This is a genomic window from Undibacterium paludis, assembly GCF_022568815.1.
In the GTDB taxonomy this organism is placed as follows: Bacteria; Pseudomonadota; Gammaproteobacteria; order Burkholderiales; family Burkholderiaceae_D; genus Undibacterium.
In genome coordinates, this window is the sequence record NZ_JAKZHX010000018.1 from 39,466 (window position 1) to 56,415 (window position 16,950).

At 54.2% G+C, this 16,950-nt stretch carries 14 protein-coding genes; 11 read left to right on the forward strand and 3 right to left on the reverse strand.

The genetic code is table 11. The features are described 5' to 3' along the window. The first annotated feature begins 27 nt into the window (after positions 1–27). Positions 28–996 carry an MBL fold metallo-hydrolase gene (locus LZ463_RS25015; RefSeq protein ID WP_241459038.1) on the forward strand — a complete coding sequence of 323 codons (969 nt, stop codon included), beginning with the start codon at positions 28–30 and terminating at the stop codon, positions 994–996. Between the two features lie 43 nt (positions 997–1,039). Here the strand turns inward: LZ463_RS25015 and LZ463_RS25020 are convergent, their stop codons facing one another. After that, positions 1,040–2,041 (reverse strand): type II secretion system F family protein, encoded by a 1,002-nt coding sequence (locus LZ463_RS25020; protein WP_241459039.1) that lies wholly within the window; start codon positions 2,039–2,041, stop codon positions 1,040–1,042. Between the two features lie 57 nt (positions 2,042–2,098). Here LZ463_RS25020 and LZ463_RS25025 point away from each other — a divergent pair, with 57 nt between their 5' ends. From LZ463_RS25025 to LZ463_RS25035, 3 genes are all read left to right on the forward strand, one after another. Then, complete coding sequence (locus tag LZ463_RS25025; protein WP_241459040.1) at positions 2,099–2,614, forward strand: hypothetical protein; 516 nt, start codon at positions 2,099–2,101, stop codon at positions 2,612–2,614. A 56-nt stretch (positions 2,615–2,670) separates the two neighbouring features. Beyond that, positions 2,671–3,348 (forward strand): hypothetical protein, encoded by a 678-nt coding sequence (locus LZ463_RS25030; RefSeq protein WP_241459041.1) that lies wholly within the window; start codon positions 2,671–2,673, stop codon positions 3,346–3,348. Positions 3,349–3,465: 117 nt separating this feature from the next. Next, positions 3,466–4,047 (forward strand): glycine zipper 2TM domain-containing protein, encoded by a 582-nt coding sequence (locus tag LZ463_RS25035; protein ID WP_241459042.1) that lies wholly within the window; start codon positions 3,466–3,468, stop codon positions 4,045–4,047. Between the two features lie 217 nt (positions 4,048–4,264). On the opposite strand, the gene LZ463_RS25040 is transcribed toward LZ463_RS25035, so the two are convergent. Then, a complete protein-coding gene (locus tag LZ463_RS25040) occupies positions 4,265–5,341 on the reverse strand; it encodes a serine hydrolase domain-containing protein (protein ID WP_241459043.1) in 1,077 nt (358 codons plus the stop codon). A gap of 101 nt (positions 5,342–5,442) precedes the next feature. On the opposite strand from LZ463_RS25040, the gene murJ reads away from it, so the two are divergent. The 6 genes from murJ to LZ463_RS25070 all read left to right on the forward strand — a co-directional run bounded on the left by murJ (position 5,443) and on the right by LZ463_RS25070 (position 15,195). Then, positions 5,443–6,996 (forward strand): murein biosynthesis integral membrane protein MurJ, encoded by a 1,554-nt coding sequence (gene murJ / locus LZ463_RS25045; protein WP_241459044.1) that lies wholly within the window; start codon positions 5,443–5,445, stop codon positions 6,994–6,996. Between the two features lie 776 nt (positions 6,997–7,772). Next, entirely contained in the window at positions 7,773–8,564 is a 792-nt protein-coding gene (locus tag LZ463_RS25050) for an ABC transporter permease (protein WP_241459109.1), read from the forward strand. Next, positions 8,554–10,002 carry an ABC transporter ATP-binding protein gene (locus LZ463_RS25055; protein WP_241459045.1) on the forward strand — a complete coding sequence of 483 codons (1,449 nt, stop codon included), beginning with the start codon at positions 8,554–8,556 and terminating at the stop codon, positions 10,000–10,002. The genes LZ463_RS25050 and LZ463_RS25055 overlap by 11 nt, the downstream gene beginning before the upstream one ends. Then, the gene (locus LZ463_RS25060) at positions 10,002–13,205 is read left to right on the forward strand and encodes a glycosyltransferase (protein ID WP_241459046.1); all 3,204 of its coding nucleotides are present in this window, start codon (positions 10,002–10,004) and stop codon (positions 13,203–13,205) included. Before LZ463_RS25055 ends, LZ463_RS25060 begins: the two co-directional genes overlap by 1 nt. Next, positions 13,202–14,242: an acyltransferase family protein gene (locus LZ463_RS25065; RefSeq protein WP_241459047.1), complete on the forward strand. Its 1,041-nt coding sequence runs from the start codon at positions 13,202–13,204 to the stop codon at positions 14,240–14,242. The genes LZ463_RS25060 and LZ463_RS25065 overlap by 4 nt, the downstream gene beginning before the upstream one ends. Next, a complete protein-coding gene (locus LZ463_RS25070; protein WP_241459048.1) occupies positions 14,239–15,195 on the forward strand; it encodes a glycosyltransferase family 2 protein in 957 nt (318 codons plus the stop codon). Before LZ463_RS25065 ends, LZ463_RS25070 begins: the two co-directional genes overlap by 4 nt. A gap of 34 nt (positions 15,196–15,229) precedes the next feature. Here LZ463_RS25070 and LZ463_RS25075 read toward each other — a convergent pair whose 3' ends face one another. Next, on the reverse strand, positions 15,230–15,637 hold the full coding sequence (locus LZ463_RS25075; RefSeq protein WP_241459049.1) for a tautomerase family protein: 408 nt from the start codon (positions 15,635–15,637) through the stop codon (positions 15,230–15,232). Positions 15,638–15,759: 122 nt separating this feature from the next. On the opposite strand from LZ463_RS25075, the gene LZ463_RS25080 reads away from it, so the two are divergent. Then, positions 15,760–16,659, forward strand: a complete 900-nt coding sequence (locus LZ463_RS25080; RefSeq protein ID WP_241459050.1) for a LysR substrate-binding domain-containing protein — start codon at positions 15,760–15,762, stop codon at positions 16,657–16,659. The last annotated feature ends 291 nt before the right edge of the window (positions 16,660–16,950 follow it).

Consider the following 16,950-nt stretch of genomic DNA (forward strand, 5'->3'; position numbering starts at 1 on the left):
ATTAACTATATCCGTTACGGGGTCAACATGATTGCAAGCCTGCGTTTTACTTCCCTTTGTTGCCTGGCCTTGCTTGCATTGTCAGGCAAAACCCAGGCTGCCACGGCCTGCCAACCCGGCAAGGTCATCGTGCAGGTGCTGGGTTCTGGCGGGCCAGAACTCAATGATCAGCGGGCTTCCACTTCCTACCTGGTCTGGGTCGATGGCAAGGCGCGCCTCCTGGTTGATTTTGGTAGTGGCGCTGCATTGAATTACGAAAAATCCGGTGCGAATCCGGCTGACCTGGATGCCGTGCTGTTTTCCCATTTTCACGTCGATCATACGGCAGATTTTCCGGCCCTGGTCAAGGGTTTGCCATTTGCCGGCTATGACAAGGAGTTGCATGTCTATGGTCCGCCCAAACGTGGCGTTTTCCCTGGTGTTAAAGAATTCGTGCATGCCTTGTTCAATCGCGAGACCGGCGCATATGCTTACCTGGCCGATTATGCCGACCCCGATGTCAGCAGCCAGTTCAAGATGGAAATCGAAGAAATCCCCTTCAAAGAAGCGGGTCAGAGCGAGAAAAACAAGGTAAAGGAAATACAGCGCTACAGCATCGGCGACAGTCTGGCTGTCAGCGCCATCGCCGTCTTGCATGGCCCCGTACCAGCACTGGCCTGGCGGGTGGACAGCCATGGTTGCAGCGTCACTTTCAGTGGTGACACCAGTAATAGCGACCAGGCACTGGACCAGCTGGCGCAGGGCAGTGATGTGCTCGTTGCCCACAATGCCGCCAGGGAGAATGATGCTGACAATGTTGCCCGCCTGCTGCATATGATGCCAACAGAAATTGGCCGCATTGCAGGTACTGCCAAGATTGGAAAACTGGTGCTGTCGCACCGCATGAAACGCACACTGGGTCATGAAATGGAAAGCAGTGCGGCGATACGCAAGAATTATGCAGGAACGATCCTGTTTGCCAACGACATGCAAAAAATTACGGTCGGCGGGAAGTAGGGGCGTTAATGCAGAGATTGATCACTTGTTGCGCCTGCCGGCATCACAAGTCGTGCGGCACTTTCGGCACGGCGCCTCCGCCTCCCTTGATCAGATTGTAGGCAATGAGGGCGCTGATCAGGCCATAGCCTATGCGCGGTATCCATTCAGCGATCTGCTCCTGTTGCAGCGCCAGGCTGGCGTTTTCACCTTTGGCATAGTGTTCCAGCATTTCCGGCAACTGGCCGCTGGCTTCGCCGGTTTTGATCAGGCCCAGCAGCGTTGCATCGCTGATGGCGGGTAGTGCGCGTACGGCTTCAGCCAGTGTTGCCCCTTTTTGCATGCGTGGCAGTATCTTTGCCAGCTCGCGGCGCAGCAAGACATTGCTGCTTGCCTGCAAGCCCAGGGGCAGGGCATCAAACATGGGCAAGCCGGCTTCCAGCATCAACGCCATGCTTTGCCAGAAATCGCAAAGATTGCGGCGCTTGTGCAGTTTGCCAAAAACTGGCAGAGCCAGCAAAACCTGGTCGAGCAGTGAAGTGGGCGCATCAAGTGGGCGCATCTGGAAGCGCCGGTAAGCAAAAATGCCACCGCCAACCAGGCCGACGGCCAGCAAGATGCTGCGTATTGCCTGCCACAAATAGCCCCCCAGGCTCAGGCTGCCAGCCACCAGTTGCGGCAGGGGCGGGATGAATAATGCCGCCAGCGCCATGAAGGCCGGCAGCATCATGCGTGATTTGATGCGGGAAATTTGCTGGGCTTTTTCCTGGTAGAGCTGGGCCAGGTGGCGATAGGTTCTGGTTGGGTCGCCCGCAGCCAGGGCTGCTCCTAACAGACCGGCTTCCAGCGGTGTCCACAGGCCGCTGTGCAGACCGGCCTCTGCCAGGTTCTTGCCTCGTTTGACCAGGTTCAGTGTCTCAGTCATCCTGGTCTGGTAGCGGCCAGGCAGTTTGATCATGGGTAGTGCCTGTAGTGGCCCTATGCCCGCGTGGCTTAGCGCCGCCAGTTGCAAAAGCAGCTCTGCCCGCAGGCTGTAGGGTAGTGCCAGGTGCTGTTTAATTTTCATGCACGGTATTGTGCCATGATCTAAAATAAGTGTGTGCCAGAAAAATATGGGGGAAGCATGTCTGCCATCACCAGTTTGCGCCGCTATGTCTTGGGGTTTCTTGCCAGCCTGGGCCTGGGTTTTGCTGCAACGCCTGTTTTGGCCGCTGCCTGTGACAGTCCACCCATGCATGAATTCGATTTCTGGCTTGGTGAATGGAATGTACATACCACTGACGGCAAGCTGGCCGGTACCAATAGCATCAGGCGCGAATATGACGGCTGTGTCCTGCATGAGCGTTATAAAACCGGTCATGGCTATAGTGGTGAAAGTCTCAATATCTACGACGCGCCGCGTAAAGTCTGGCACCAGAGCTGGGTCGACAACACGGGCCTGCTGTTGTTGCTTGAAGGTGGCTGGCGTGGCGCGAGCATGGTGCTGGAAGGCCAGACTGTTTCACCTGAAGGGCAGGCAATACGTCATAAAATCAGCTGGACACCGAATGCCAACGGAACCGTGCGACAACTATGGGAATCCACGGACGCCAAAGGGCAGTGGATCATCGCTTTTGACGGACTGTATTCAAAACGGTAAAAATTTTTTGGAAAATAGCCGCTTAATCTCGCCGGTCATCAATATCAGGAGCCATCATGTTCATCACCAGAACCTTGAGCGCGTTGTTATTCACATCGATCACGCTCACCCTCACCCTGCCGGTGGCGGCATCAGATATTTATGAACTGCAAAGCTATCATGCCAGTGAAGCACAGGGTGAACGTAAAGGCCCCTGGCTGGGCTTGCAGCAGACGAACAAATCCTGGCGACTAGTGCCGGTCAAGCCCAGGTTCAAAAAAGTGGCCGACCCGATCAGTAATGAAGGGATAGAAGTCAGCGCCAAAGTCGATAATGTGCGCATCATGCTGTCTGACCGCAGCCTGAGGGCCGGCACAGTGATGTTGTCGGATGAGGCCAGGGTCGTCAGCGGATCTCTTGATGAAGAGTTTGAACTGTCATCCCTGCCTCCCTTGGGACAAGAGCGGCTGATGCATTTCATGGGCAGTGAATACCGACTGCAAAACCGGGATGGCAAAATCTACCTGAGCCTGCAGGGGGGCGAGCAATACCTGTTCGACTATACAGAAAATCAGGAGGACAATAATGCCAGACTGATCTGGGTTGGCGACCTTGATCATGATGGCAAGCTCGATTTCATCATCGATACATCCAATCACTATAACGTGACTGAATTACGTCTGTACTTGTCAGGACAGGCTGGCAAGGGCGAATTGCTGAAGCTGGTTGCTAAGCGCAGGTCTACCGGTTGCTAACGAATCTGACGTGCAGCGTCGTTACATTTACTTACGGCCGTAACATTTCCGTGGTCTCCTTTTGAGCGTGCTCCTGCGTTGTAGGCACTAGAGCATTTATTTCACCAGGAGAACACCATGGACCAAGTCACCACCACAACAAAACGCATACACCCTCTGATGGCGGGCGCTGCCTGTTCCGTCATACTGGTCAGCCTGTTGGGCGCTGCCGCCATTACAGGTTTACTGCCAAACTCCAATAGTACGACTGCGCCGGTCAATACAACAGGGCAGGCAGCCATGACTGCTAACCAGGGCATGAATCAGAACTTGCCTAATCAGGCAATGGCGCAGGGTGTCAATCCAGGTGCCAATCAAGGTATGAGTCAGGGTATGGGGCAGAGTATGAGCCAGCCAGTCCAGTCTTCAAACCAGAATGCCTATCCAGGCACTTATCAGGGACAGACAGCAGGCAATTACAACAATGCTCCCGCATCCAGAGTGGCACAGGCCAGCCAGCCGCAACAACGCAGTAACCATAGTTATCATCCGCAACAGCCAGCGGCACAAAACAGCCCGGTCGGCATCGGTGTCGGCGCTGTCATCGGCGGCCTGATAGGCAGCCAGGTAGGTAACGGCAATGGCCGTACACTGGCCACGATTGCCGGTGCAGTAGGTGGCGGTTATGTGGGTAATGAAGTGGCTAAACGGAATCCTTGAACCTGGTACAGATATGACGGGTTCACACGTACTTCACCGCGACAACCCAAGCCCGTCATTCTTGCCAAGGCCGGAATCCAGTGGCTGCAAACCGCTTAGCCTGTTGATCTGACGGCGCGTCAAACATGGATACCCGCCTTGCGCGGGTATGACGAGTTGAATTTCCCAGTGCCCTTGTGTCCGGCCTTTTGGCCCGCATCCGCCAGCACAAGTACTCTTACTGTGTACCCAGCAAAGCCCGCAACATCTCCGCCGCCGGCCCTTTGTTGGCCCAGGTCTGCGACAGGTCCAGGTCGCCATTGGTGCTGACCATGATGAGGATGCTCTGGCTCTGCAGATCGACCAGGTTCAATATCCGCACACCGGCTATCCAGCCCTGGCGTTCAATGATCATCACCTGACTGTGAGCATCTGATGCCCTGAACGGGTATGACCAGACACCGAGTGCGCCACCCACATTATTCGGTTTGACCATTACTTCACGGCTTTTGGCTGGCAGGTATTTGCCCTGTATGAACGCCAGGTCAAAGGCATACAGATCTTTCAGTGTGCCAAAGCTGGAGCCAGCAGGCCCGTAGCTGGCCAGATTGACTTCTGGTTCAGGTTTGCCGCCCAGGGTGCCATGGATATGCTGTTTGGAGTCGGGCAGGGCGGCAGTGTAATAGCTGGCCGTACTCATGCCCGCCGGGGCAAATATGCGTTGCTGCAACAGGCTTAAAAAGCTTTGTTTGTTGATTTTTTCGAGCAGGGCGCCAAGTACGATGTAGTCGCAATTGTTGTAGTCAAACTTGCTGCCCGGTGCTGCTGTGACTGGTCCGGCGCACAGGCCGGTGGCAAACTTCTGTATGTCGTCGCCGCTATTGGCATCCATCATATGCACTGCCGGATTGACCATCTCGTTATACAGACCCGAATAATGGGTCAGCAATTGCCTGATGGTGGCATTGCGTGCCTGGACATTGGGATAGTCGGGCCAGTAAGCACCCAGGGGCTGGTCCAGCTGCAACTTGCCCGCTTCAACTTCCTGCATCACCAGGATGGCAGTCATTTGTTTGGTAATCGATGCAAAACGGAAAGTCTGCTTGCTGTCCTTGATGGCGCCAAAGCTTTTTTCAAGCAAGACCTTATCACCCCGGGCGGCAAATACCAGGCCCTGGAAGCCGGTTTTGCCGAGGTTTTTTGCCGCTTCTTCAAGACTTGGCAGGTTTTTGGGGGCTGCCAGCAGGCTGCCTGAAGCGAGCAGGCCAGCACTGAATATGGTGAAACTGGCAAGATATTTTTTGATGTGGGACATATTTGGGCTCCGTACGGGCGGATTGGATGGCTCAGGCTGCATATTAACAAAAGACAGGCGCAGATGATCAGGGCTTTAGCATCAGGCTATAATGCCGGACCATGAATCTATTAAGAACCCTTGCTTCCATCAGCGGCATGACCATGCTGTCGCGCGTGACCGGTCTGGTACGCGATATTTTGATTGCCACCCTGTTTGGCGCCGACGCGCGCACTGACGTTTTTAATATCGCATTTCGCATCCCCAACCTGCTGCGCAGGCTGTTTGCCGAAGGCGCATTTTCCCAGGCCTTTGTCCCCATCCTGGCTGAATACAAGAATAGCCATGGCGATGTCGCCACAAGGCAATTGATAGATCGTGTCGGCACTGTCATGACCTGGACATTGCTGCTGACCTGTGTGCTGGGCATCATGGGCGCACCGGTGCTGCTGTATTTTTTTGCCGAAGGTTATGTTGGTGACCCGGTGATCTTTGACATGGCTATCGTCATGACCCGCATCATGTTCCCCTACATCGGTTTCATGTCACTGGTGGCCCTGGGTGGCGGCATACTCAATACCTGGCGCGAATTCAAGGTGCCGGCATTCACGCCTGTGCTGTATAACCTGTCGTCGATTGCCTGTTCCTGGCTGCTCGCGCCGCACCTGGCCCAACCTGTATATGCGCTGGCGATAGGTGTGTTCATCGGTGGAGTGCTGCAACTGGGTGTGCAGGTGCCAGCCTTGCTCAGGATAGGCATGTTGCCAAGAATAAGCTGGCATCTTGGCACCAGTTGGCAGGATGAAGGCGTGCGCCGCATCATGCGCAATATGGTGCCGGCTATCCTGGCCGTATCAGCGACGCAGATCAGCATTGCCATCAATTCCAATATTGCTTCCAAGCTGACACCGGGCAGTGTCACCTGGCTGGCCAATGCCGACCGCCTGATGGAATTCCCGACTGCCCTGCTCGGCGTGGCACTAGGCACCATTCTGCTGCCCGGTCTGTCCAAGGCCAATGCCGATGGCGATACGGCAGAATATTCATCGCTGCTGGACTGGGGCCTGCGCCTGACTTTTTTGCTGGCCCTGCCAGCAGCGGTTGGCCTGGCCACCATACCTGAAGCACTGACTTCTACCTTGTTCCATCACAATAAATACAGCGGCCATGCCGTGCAGATGACATCAAATGCGCTGATCGCCTATGGCCTGGGTTTGCTGGGCCTGATCGTGGTCAAAATACTGGCGCCAGGCTTTTATGGCAAACAGGATATACGCACGCCAGTCAAAATTGCCGTTGCCGTCATGCTGGTCACGCAGGGCTTGAATTATATCTTCGTTCCGTATTTTGCCCATGCTGGCCTGGCCCTGTCAGTGGGGCTGGGGGCTTGCGTCAATGCTGTTTTCTTATACACCGGCCTGCGCAGGCGCGGCATTTACCATCCACAAAAAGGCTGGGGCATGTTCCTGCTCAAGCTGTGTGCTGCCCTGTTTCTGATGGCAGGTATAGCGTTGTGGACTTCTGACCAGTTCCACTGGCTGGCGATGCGCAGTACGCCGTTTTTGCGCGTGGGTGCATTGGCGCTGGTGATCTCTGCAAGCGCCGCCACCTACTTCGCTGCGCTGATACTGATGGGTTTCAGGCCCAGGGATTTCAAGAAGGTGACGAAGGTATAAGGCAGCTCGTCCCAAAAAAAACGATTGCGAATGCAACTCATTGTAACGAACCTCGTCAACCGCCAGCATATCTTGTAACTTGCAAAATCCGGAAGAACAAGAATTGCCGTTCATGCCGAACGGCAATTTGTCTGCCTTGGTGTTTTTCAAGTGCACAGCGCTGCAGATGCGGATTCTCTTCCTGTATGAAAAATATGGAGTAATTGCGTAGTACTACGTATGGCTTTTGTTTTTTATTTCATGAGGAAAATTCGCAAAACCTGAATGTGCACATAAATACGGCATTCTTACAAATTGCATACAAATTATAGACAAAATAACTAGTGTTTTGACTTGATCAATCAGGGTTAAATTGTTAAAGTTTGCATCATGTTACAAAGTGTTCACTTTACATTGATCTGACTCACTTACGCATGCAGTAAGTGTTCGTGATCAACCTGTCGCCTGCTTACGATTAGATCATCCCAGATGGGATGCGTCTTCTAACCCTATAGCAATTTCCTGGCGCAGCAATCCTTTTGGATGCTGCGGGGGCTAACTGTTTTCGAAAAAAAATGACGCGATGATTTTGCTCGTCTTGTGAAAACAGCAGCCGAGTTTTTTTGGTTGAAGTTTGAAATGAAGAATTTATTGGTCTCCGTGGTCTCTGTAAGCGTCCCTGCGAGTGTCTGCAGTCAGCGCGTTCATTCTGCTGCTTGCACAGGTATGCGTGGCAATGTCTGCAAGGGAATGTCGACGTGAACCCGCACGCTTCTTACCCGGTTTCGTTGCGTACCATGCTGGGCAGTTTTTTGCATCATCGCCATCTGATAGTGCAGATGACGCAGCGTGAAATCATCGGGCGTTACAAAGGGTCGGTGATGGGACTGGCCTGGTCTTTTTTCCATCCGGCACTGATGCTGACGGTGTACACCTTTGTGTTCTCGGTCGTGTTTAAATCACGCTGGGGCAATAGCGCAGTGGAAAACAAGACCGAATTTGCCTTGCTGCTCTTTGTCGGCATGATCATGCATGGCTTGCTGGCAGAAGTGCTCAACCGCAGCCCTGCGGTAATTCTCTCCAATACCAATTACGTCAAGCGCGTGGTTTTCCCTCTTGAGATTCTGCCTGTCATCAGTCTTTGTGCTGCCCTGTTCCACAGCATGGTCAGTCTGCTGGTCCTGCTGCTTGCCTTTTTTGTTTTCAATCATTATGTCGCCTGGACTGTCATCTTCCTGCCACTGGTACTGATGCCCTTGCTGATACTGGCGCTGGGTGTTGGCTGGTTGCTGGCTTCGCTTGGTGTGTACCTGCGCGACGTCGGCCAGACAGTGGGCGTGCTGTCCATGGTGCTGATGTTCTTGTCGCCGGTGTTTTATCCGGTCGATGCACTGCCGCCGCAGTTCCGTCCATGGCTGCTGGCCAATCCGCTGAGCTTCATTATCGAGCAGGCGCGTGATGTGCTGATCTGGGGTCGCCTTCCGGCGTTTGCCGGTCTGTTGTCTTATACCGTAGTGGCCGTACTGATCGCCTGGACAGGCTATGCCTGGTTCCAGAAAACCAGAAAGGGGTTTGCCGATGTCCTCTGAAGCAATCGCCATCAGCATCAGCCAGCTCGGCAAGAGCTATCAGATTTATGATAATCCGCGTGACCGCCTCAAGCAGTTTGTGCTGCCGCGTTTGCAGCAGGCTGCAGGCCAGCCGCGCAAGCAGTATTACCGTGAATTCAATTCACTGCAAAACGTCAGTTTTGACATCAAACGTGGTGAAACAGTTGGCATCATCGGTCGCAACGGCTCTGGCAAATCAACGCTGCTGCAAATCATTTGCGGAACGCTGTCACCGACTGTCGGCGAAGTGCGCACTTTTGGCCGCATTGCTGCCTTGCTGGAACTGGGTTCCGGCTTCAATCCCGAATTTACCGGGCGTGAAAACGTCTATATGAATGCCGCTGTCCTGGGTTTGAACAAGGAACAGATTGATGCGCGTTTTGACGACATTGCTGCCTTTGCCGATATCGGTGATTTCATTGAACAGGCAGTACGCACTTATTCCAGCGGCATGCTGGTCAGGCTGGCCTTTGCCGTCATCGTCCATGTTGATGCCGACATCCTGGTGATTGATGAAGCACTGGCTGTCGGTGATGCTTTTTTCACCCAGAAGTGCATGCGATTCCTGCGCAACTTCATGAAGACAGGCACGGTCCTGTTTGTCAGCCACGATACAGGTGCAGTCAAGAGCCTGTGCAGCCGCGTGATCTGGCTGGAAAAAGGTGTGGTGCAGGAACAAGGCTCACCCAAAGAGGTGTGTGAACTGTATCTGCAGGCATTTTATGAAGCCCAGCAGGGCAAGAGCAGCAGCACCAGGATGAAGCGCAAACCTGATTCAGCTACAACAGCGGTGACAGCACAAAAAGACCAGCGCCTGGCCTTTGTCAACGCCAGCAATTTGCGCAATGACTTGCAGATGTTTGCCTTTGACCCTGAGTCCAAATCCTTTGGGCAGGGCGGGGCGCAGATCATTGCGGTCGATTTTTATGATCATGAAGGCGCGGCATTGACCTGGGTGGTCGGCGGCGAGCAGGTCAGCCTGCGCATACAGGCGCAGGCCCATGCTGAACTGGATGCGCCCATCATCGGCTTCACCGTCAAGGACGCGCGCGGCCAGGCCCTGTTTGGCGACAACACTTACCTCAGTTACAGCGACACACCGCGCTATTGCGAAGCGGGCGACATGATCGAGGCCGAGTTCAGCTTCCTGATGCCTATCCTGCCTGCCGGTGATTACAGCGTCAGCGTGGCGATTGCCAATGGAACACAACAGAATCATGTCCAGCACCACTGGGTGTACGACGCGGTGGTCTTTAAATCCGAAGCCAGCAGTGTTGCCACAGGTCTGATCGGCATTCCCATGCTGGGCATCACGCTCGACACCCGACGCGATACGCGGCACGATTCTCAGCTCGATTCTCAGCTCGATACACAGTTCGATGATCAGCTCGAAACCCGGCAGGAAGAAACAATATAATGAAATTTACCGGCGAACGTTTCGTGCCTGAAGTGCACGGCAATATAGAAATAGAACATCTGCATCGCTACATGCAGGCCTGCAACCTGGCCAGAGGCAAGCAGGTGCTCGATATCGCCAGCGGCGAAGGTTACGGTTCCGCCATGCTGGCTGAACATGCTGCACAAGTCATCGGTGTCGATATTTCGGTCGAGGCGGTGGAGCATGCACAAGGCCGTTACCGCAAGCCCAATCTTGAATACCGCGTGGGCAGTTGTGCTGCGATACCGCTTGATGACAGCAGCGTCGATCTGGTCGTCAGTTTTGAAACCATAGAACACCATGACCAGCATCAGGAGATGATGCAAGAGATACGCCGGGTCTTGCGGCCTGATGGTGTTTTGCTGATATCAAGCCCGGACAAACTGTATTACTCAGATATCCCTGGTGCGCACAATGAATACCATGTGAAAGAATTGTACCAGGAAGAGTTCCAGCAGTTGCTGGGGCAGTATTTCGGGCATATTTCCCTGTTTGGTCAGCGTGTCCTGTTCGGGTCAGGCATTTTTCCGCATGCGCAAGCCACGGGTTTTGATACTTGCTGGCAGCAGGAGCAGACCCTGCAATCAGCACAGGGCATGGCCAGGCCGGTGTACTGGATAGCACTGGCATCAAACCGGGCTTTGCCACGGCTTGATGCCAGCTTTTTTGAGCAGGCACAGCAAGAATCAGAAATGGTGACCGGTTTGCAAACCGCGCTGGAGCACAGGCAACACGACATCGTCCTGCACAAAGAATGGGAAGCACAGCTGGAACGTGACATCGCTGACCTGAAGCAATGGCAGACGCAACTCGAAACAGACCTGGCCGCGCAAAAGCAAGCACAGGCCAGGCTGGAGTTTGATGTGGTGCAAGAACAGAAAAAATCAGCCGGGTTGCACAGGGATGTGCGGGATGCGGAATTGCAATGCCAGCGCCTGCAGGCAGAATTGTTGCAAAGCGCCAGCAGCCATCAGGAATTGGCCAGACAACTACAGCAGGAGCAGCAAAACGTACAGGACAGTCAGGTACAGCTCAGGCAGTTGATGAACAGGCTTGGTGAATCCGACGCGAGTATCGCATCACTGCGCCAAGAGCGTGATGTCGTCCTTGCCAGCATCGCAGAAATCCGCGCCAGCCGTTCCTGGCGTTATAGTGCGCCGCTACGTTGCCTGGGCCACATCCGTCGTGGCAATTTCGCTTTTGTCGGCCATGCCGCCAGGGCAGTGAAGAACCGCTGCAAACAACTGCTGCCTGCGCCCGTCATAAAGATGATGCAGGCAATACGCGGCAAGATACTGAACATCACTGCCATCATGCCGCATTCAAGCATGAATCATGCAGCGATCGCCGATATGGTGGCCGAGCGTCATGCGGCCCTGCAATGGCCAATCAGCAGTTTTGTACCGCCCATGCTGGCGGCAGCACAGTGCCCGTCTATAGACATCAGTGTGGTGACTTACAACAGCGGCCGCTGGATCACAGGCTTTGTCACATCCCTGCTGGGCCTGAATTATCCCAAAGACAGGCTGAGTATCTATTTTGTCGACAACAGTTCCACCGATAATACGGTTGAGCAATTGCAGGCAGCCTCGCGCGTGCTGCGCTCTCATGGCATGCATGTTGAGATTATCTATCAGCCCAACAATGGCTTTGGTGCAGGACATAATGCCGGTATCCGCGCAGGCAAAGCGCCGTTCTGTCTGATCACCAATCTTGACCTGACTTTTGAAGCGCAGACCCTGCTGCAAGTGGTGTCGGCGGCCGTGGCCGATAGTGCACAGGCTGCTGCATGGGAAATGCGTCAGAAACCGTATGAGCATCCCAAATATTATGACCCCGTCACCGGTAGCACCAACTGGAATTCTTACGCCTGTGTGCTGTTGCGCCGTTCAGCACTGGATAAAGTGGGCGGCTTTGATGAAACCCTGTTCATGTATGGCGAAGACGTGGAATTGTCGTATCGCCTGCGCCGCGCCGGTTTTGTCTTGCGCTATTGCCCGCAGGCGGTGGTATGGCACTTCACTTACGAGAGTGAAGCCCAGGTCAAGCCCTTGCAATACACGGGCAGCACTTTCGCCAACCTGTATCTGCGCCTGAAGTACGGCAATCGCTGGGATGCACTTGCCGTACCGTTGCTGGGCCTGCGCCTGTTGCTGGCGCATGAGGCTTACCCTGGCTCACGCAAGGCAGTGTTTCGCAATCTCTTGCGCCTGGTCGCGCTGACACCGGCAGCTTTGCTGGCGCGCAGGAGCAGCAAGGTGAATTTCCCCTTCCGTGAGTGGGATTATGAAATGATACGTGACGGCGCTTTCATCGCCGCACAAGGTTTGCCGGCAACGCCGCCACTGGTCAGCATCATCACCCGTACCTATCAGGGACGCAGCCGCTATCTGCGCGAGGCCATCTTATCCGTGGCAAGACAGACTTACCCGAATATAGAACACCTCATCGTTGAAGATGGCGGCACCAGCATGCAAGCCCTGGTTGATGAAATGCGCCCGTATCTGAAGAATGCGATTTCTCATCACGGCCTTGATAAATGCGGACGTTCCGTCACCGGCAATCTGGGTTTGGCGCAGGCAAAGGGACGCTGGTGCCTGTTCCTTGATGATGATGACCTGCTATTTGCCGACCATGTTGAAGTACTGGTCCAGGCGCTGTTGCAAAACCATGGTCAGCAGCCAGGCTACCGGGCCGCTTATTCACTGGCCTGGGAAGTGCCGACCAATAACAGTCGTATCGCCCAGGGCGAATACGATGAAACCACCTACATGGTGCCGTCAGCCTTGCGCCAGGAATACGATTACGAGGTGCTGCGCCATCATAATTTCATGCCCATACAGTCAGTGCTGTTTGAACGCAGCCTGTACACCGAACGTGGCGGTTTTGAAGAAGACATGGAGGCCCTGGAAGACTGGACACTCTGGGTGCGCTATGCCCATGGCAACCAGTTTATCCATGTGCCCAAGCTGACGTCGCTGTACCGTACGCCGGCGGACCAGGACCAGATACGCCAGCGCGCAGAAGTTTTTGCCGCTGCCTATGCACTGGCGCTGACACGCAATATCACCCGCACCCAGCTTATCGATGCGCAGGAGGCAGCTGCAAGAGCGCGCAACAGCATGAAGCAGGAATCTGCTGTGCAAGAGATAACACAAATGCTGGCACAGGCTGAGTCATGAAGAGCAAGACGCTGAACAATCTCAATACCTTGCGCCTGGCTGCCGCCGGACTGGTCTTGTATGGTCACAGCTTTGTTTTTCTTGGTTTGCCTGAACCGGTGTTCCTGTCCTGGCTGCCGCTTGGTACTCTGGGCGTGTATATCTTTTTTGCCATCAGTGGTTATCTGGTCACGCAAAGCTGGCAGCAAGACCCGCATCTGCTGCGTTTTTTCCAGCGTCGCGCCTTGCGTATATTCCCGGCATTGATTGTTTGTACCTTGCTGAGCATGCTGCTGCTTGGCCCTTTGCTCAGTACGCTGCCGCTGGACCAGTATTTCAGCCATGCGGCAACCTGGCATTACCTGAAAAACATTGCCCTGTACATTACTTACTATCTGCCAGGTGTATTTGAACATCTGCGTGTGCCGAATGCCGTCAATGGCTCACTGTGGAGCCTGCCTGTAGAATTTTTCATGTACATCATGGTGGCCTTGCTGGGCATGCTGTCTGGCAGGCTGTGGCTGTCCGTGCTGATCTTTGCTGCATCGGCAGCAGCGAGTTTTTTCTGGGCACAGGCTACGACGCAAATGCTGGTCGTCTACGCGACCGACCTGCGCCAGGTGTTCATCTGTGGCACCTATTTCTGGGCTGGCGCATTGTTTTACCAGCTTGATATCAAACGCTATTTCAGCCTGACGACATTTGCCGTAGCAGCCGTGGCGATGTTATGCCTGGAAACTTTTCCGACCTCCATGCATCTGGCTTCGTGGGTGTTGTTGCCCTTTGTGGTGCTGGCTTTTGGCCTGTCCGACAATTCCTGGGTGGGCAAGCTGACTGCCAGCGGTGACTACTCTTACGGTTTTTATATTTATGCGTTTCCTGTACAGCAGGCAATTGTTTTTCTCTATCCCGGTATGGCCTTGCCCAGTTATCTGCTGCTGAGCACGGCACTGACTTTCACACTGGCCATGTTGTCATGGCATGGGATAGAACAACCCATGTTGCGTCTGAAGCCGTTCAATCCACGCAACCCGACATACAAAGGGGCACTGACATGAAAGATGTGACCGTCGTTATCGTCAACTGGAATAGTGGCAAACTGCTGGCAAAATGCCTGCGACACCTGGCAATGCAGACTGTCAGGCCGAACAAGATCGTGGTGGTGGACAATTGCAGCTCGGATGAGTCCATCCCCATGGTGGAACAGATCGACGGTGTCGATATCCTGCGCATGCAATCCAATCTTGGTTTTGCAGCAGGCAATAATTACCTGCTCAAGCAATGCGATACCGAATTCATCGCACTGCTTAATCCGGATGCCTTCCCGGCGCCTACCTGGCTGGAAAAACTGCTGGCAGCGGCAGAGCAGTTCCCTGATGCTGCTTCGTTTGGCTCACGTCAAATATGTCATGGCAATACCGACATACTTGATGGTACTGGCGACAGTTATCACATGAGCGGCCTGGTCTGGCGCATGGGCTATGGCGCCCCCAATCGTGCCCACTCCACCAAGCCGTATGAGATATTCTCACCCTGTGCTGCGGCAGCACTGTACCGCACCCGTATCGTGCAGGAACTGGGTGGTTTTGACGATGATTTTTTCTGCTATGTGGAAGATGTCGACATGGGTTTTCGCCTGCGTCTTGCAGGGCACACCTGTTATAGCGTGCCAGAGGCCGTAGTGCGCCATGTCGGTTCTGCCACTACCGGCGGTTCACGCAGTGATTTTTCTGTGTATTTTGGTCATCGCAACCTGGTCTGGGCCTACGTCAAGAACATGCCCGGCGTGCTGTTCTGGCTCTTGCTGCCGTTGCACCTGGCATTGAACCTGTTGAGTATCGCCATCTTCGCCATGCGCGGCCAGGGCAAACTTATCCTGCGGGCAAAACGTGACTCCCTGTATGGCCTGCGCCAGGCCTGGGCCAAGCGCAAGCTGATACAGTCACAACGCGTGGCGCGCACCTGGTCCATCTGGCTGAGCCTGGACAAGCAATTGATACCAAGACGTTAGTGGACTGTCGCAGCCCACTGGTTTAGCTCATGCATTAAACATCATTTCCTACTTGTTGCACCAGCGCCATGGCAAACTTGCCGTTGCCGACTGACCAGTCCGAATAATCATTTTCATGCACGAAAATGAACACATCCTTGCCTGACACCTGGGCGTTTTTTTCAAGATTAGCCGCGATGCTGGCGTACAGGGCACGTTTCATCGCATCACTGCGGCCGCGACGCATGGTAATTTCTACGACAACCAGGTGATCTGATCTCGCTATGCTGTTAAAGCTGCGACTGAACCAGAATTGCTGCGGGCTGTACTCGGTCAGCATATTGAACAGCTCATCTTCCGGCATGCCTATGCTGTCGACCAGGGCCTGGTGTATGCCTTCAACGATGGCCTGTTTTTGCTGCGGGCTGGTGTCCTGATGGACATTGGTGCGTATGAACGGCATGTGAGTTTTTCTCCTTATCATGGTTGCCGGGCAGGTTTGCCTGACTGCCGGTATTATGTCAATCAGGCGGGTAGGAAGAAAAACGATTATTATTAACCCACTATGTGCGAAAAACTCACAATATGAAACGCCGCCTGCCACCCCTGAACGCCTTGCGCGCCTTTGAGGCAGCCGCCCGCCTGGGCAGAATGACTGCCGCTGCCGATGAGCTTGCCGTGACGCCGGGCGCCATCAGTCGTCAGGTGCTGCAACTGGAGCAGGCGCTTGGTGTGCGCCTGTTCGAGGGTTCAAAGAACAAGCCACAGACCACGGCAGCAGCAAAGATATTGTTGCCGGCACTGACAGCTGCATTCGACCAGATCGAAGTCGCCGTACGTGCCGTCAGCGATGACGAGCAGGGCACGCTTGATGTCGCCTGCTTCAGTACCTTCATCGTCAAGTGGCTGATACCGCGCCTTTATCAATTCAATGCCCTGTATCCTGATATTGAAGTCAGGCTCAGTGCTTCACAATCGAGTGCTGACCTGCAACGTCACCGTTATGACCTGGTCATTGAAGTGGATGAATCGGCGGGCACCAGCCAGGATCTGATCCTGCCATTATTCCCAGAGCGCCTGGGCCCCGTGCTGGCACCGGCCCTGGCTGCCCGCCTGAAGCTGCGCAAGCCAGCCGAGCTGAAAGGCAAGCCGCTGCTGCATACCAAATCTCGGCTGGACGCCTGGCAGATGTGGGCAGATGCGTCTGGTTGTGTCTTGCCAAGGCAGGCAGGTGCAGAGTTTGAACATTATTACTTTACCCTGGAAGCCGCCATCAACGGCCTGGGCATAGCCGTTGCTCCCTGGCACCTGGTCGCTGACGACATCGAGGCGGGCCGCCTGCTAGCGCCATTTGGCTTTCAGGAAAGCGACTATCAATACATCGCCAGAAGGCGTGAACAAAAAAACAGGAAGCTGGATAAATTCTGTGATTGGTTGCAGGAGCAAGCCCAGGCAATGCCTGGACCATTGGCAAGGAATGAATAATTTATTTTATGTTGATGAATGCGTTGCGAAGGACTTTTTCTGTCGTGATTGATGGTGTTTGATGTGGCCTGCTTTCAGTTGGTGACGATCAACTGCTCTTCGTAGACCTTTGTCACGATCTGCTGACCACATGCCATTGGAATTTTGTACTGCATGACTATTGACCGGCATCGCGTGATGCGGAAAAGCTGCGTGACCTGCGCCGTGGACATTGGCTGACGTGACAACGAGCGCAGTCCCTGTCAGTAGAGTGAGGATAAACCGTTTCATTTTTTCTCCCTGTCTTTTTGA

What these genes read in the sequence shown, in the direction of transcription:
- LZ463_RS25035 (WP_241459042.1), top strand. Translation starts at nt 3,466, where the DNA reads ATGGACCAAGTCACCACCACAACAAAACGCATACACCCTCTGATGGCG.
- LZ463_RS25075 (WP_241459049.1), bottom strand. Translation starts at nt 15,637, where the DNA reads ATGCCGTTCATACGCACCAATGTCCATCAGGACACCAGCCCGCAGCAA.
- LZ463_RS25025 (WP_241459040.1), top strand. Translation starts at nt 2,099, where the DNA reads ATGTCTGCCATCACCAGTTTGCGCCGCTATGTCTTGGGGTTTCTTGCC.
- LZ463_RS25040 (WP_241459043.1), bottom strand. Translation starts at nt 5,341, where the DNA reads ATGTCCCACATCAAAAAATATCTTGCCAGTTTCACCATATTCAGTGCT.
- LZ463_RS25060 (WP_241459046.1), top strand. Translation starts at nt 10,002, where the DNA reads ATGAAATTTACCGGCGAACGTTTCGTGCCTGAAGTGCACGGCAATATA.
- LZ463_RS25030 (WP_241459041.1), top strand. Translation starts at nt 2,671, where the DNA reads ATGTTCATCACCAGAACCTTGAGCGCGTTGTTATTCACATCGATCACG.
- LZ463_RS25055 (WP_241459045.1), top strand. Translation starts at nt 8,554, where the DNA reads ATGTCCTCTGAAGCAATCGCCATCAGCATCAGCCAGCTCGGCAAGAGC.
- LZ463_RS25020 (WP_241459039.1), bottom strand. Translation starts at nt 2,041, where the DNA reads ATGAAAATTAAACAGCACCTGGCACTACCCTACAGCCTGCGGGCAGAG.
- LZ463_RS25065 (WP_241459047.1), top strand. Translation starts at nt 13,202, where the DNA reads ATGAAGAGCAAGACGCTGAACAATCTCAATACCTTGCGCCTGGCTGCC.
- LZ463_RS25050 (WP_241459109.1), top strand. Translation starts at nt 7,773, where the DNA reads ATGCTGGGCAGTTTTTTGCATCATCGCCATCTGATAGTGCAGATGACG.
- murJ (WP_241459044.1), top strand. Translation starts at nt 5,443, where the DNA reads ATGAATCTATTAAGAACCCTTGCTTCCATCAGCGGCATGACCATGCTG.
- LZ463_RS25015 (WP_241459038.1), top strand. Translation starts at nt 28, where the DNA reads ATGATTGCAAGCCTGCGTTTTACTTCCCTTTGTTGCCTGGCCTTGCTT.
- LZ463_RS25070 (WP_241459048.1), top strand. Translation starts at nt 14,239, where the DNA reads ATGAAAGATGTGACCGTCGTTATCGTCAACTGGAATAGTGGCAAACTG.
- LZ463_RS25080 (WP_241459050.1), top strand. Translation starts at nt 15,760, where the DNA reads ATGAAACGCCGCCTGCCACCCCTGAACGCCTTGCGCGCCTTTGAGGCA.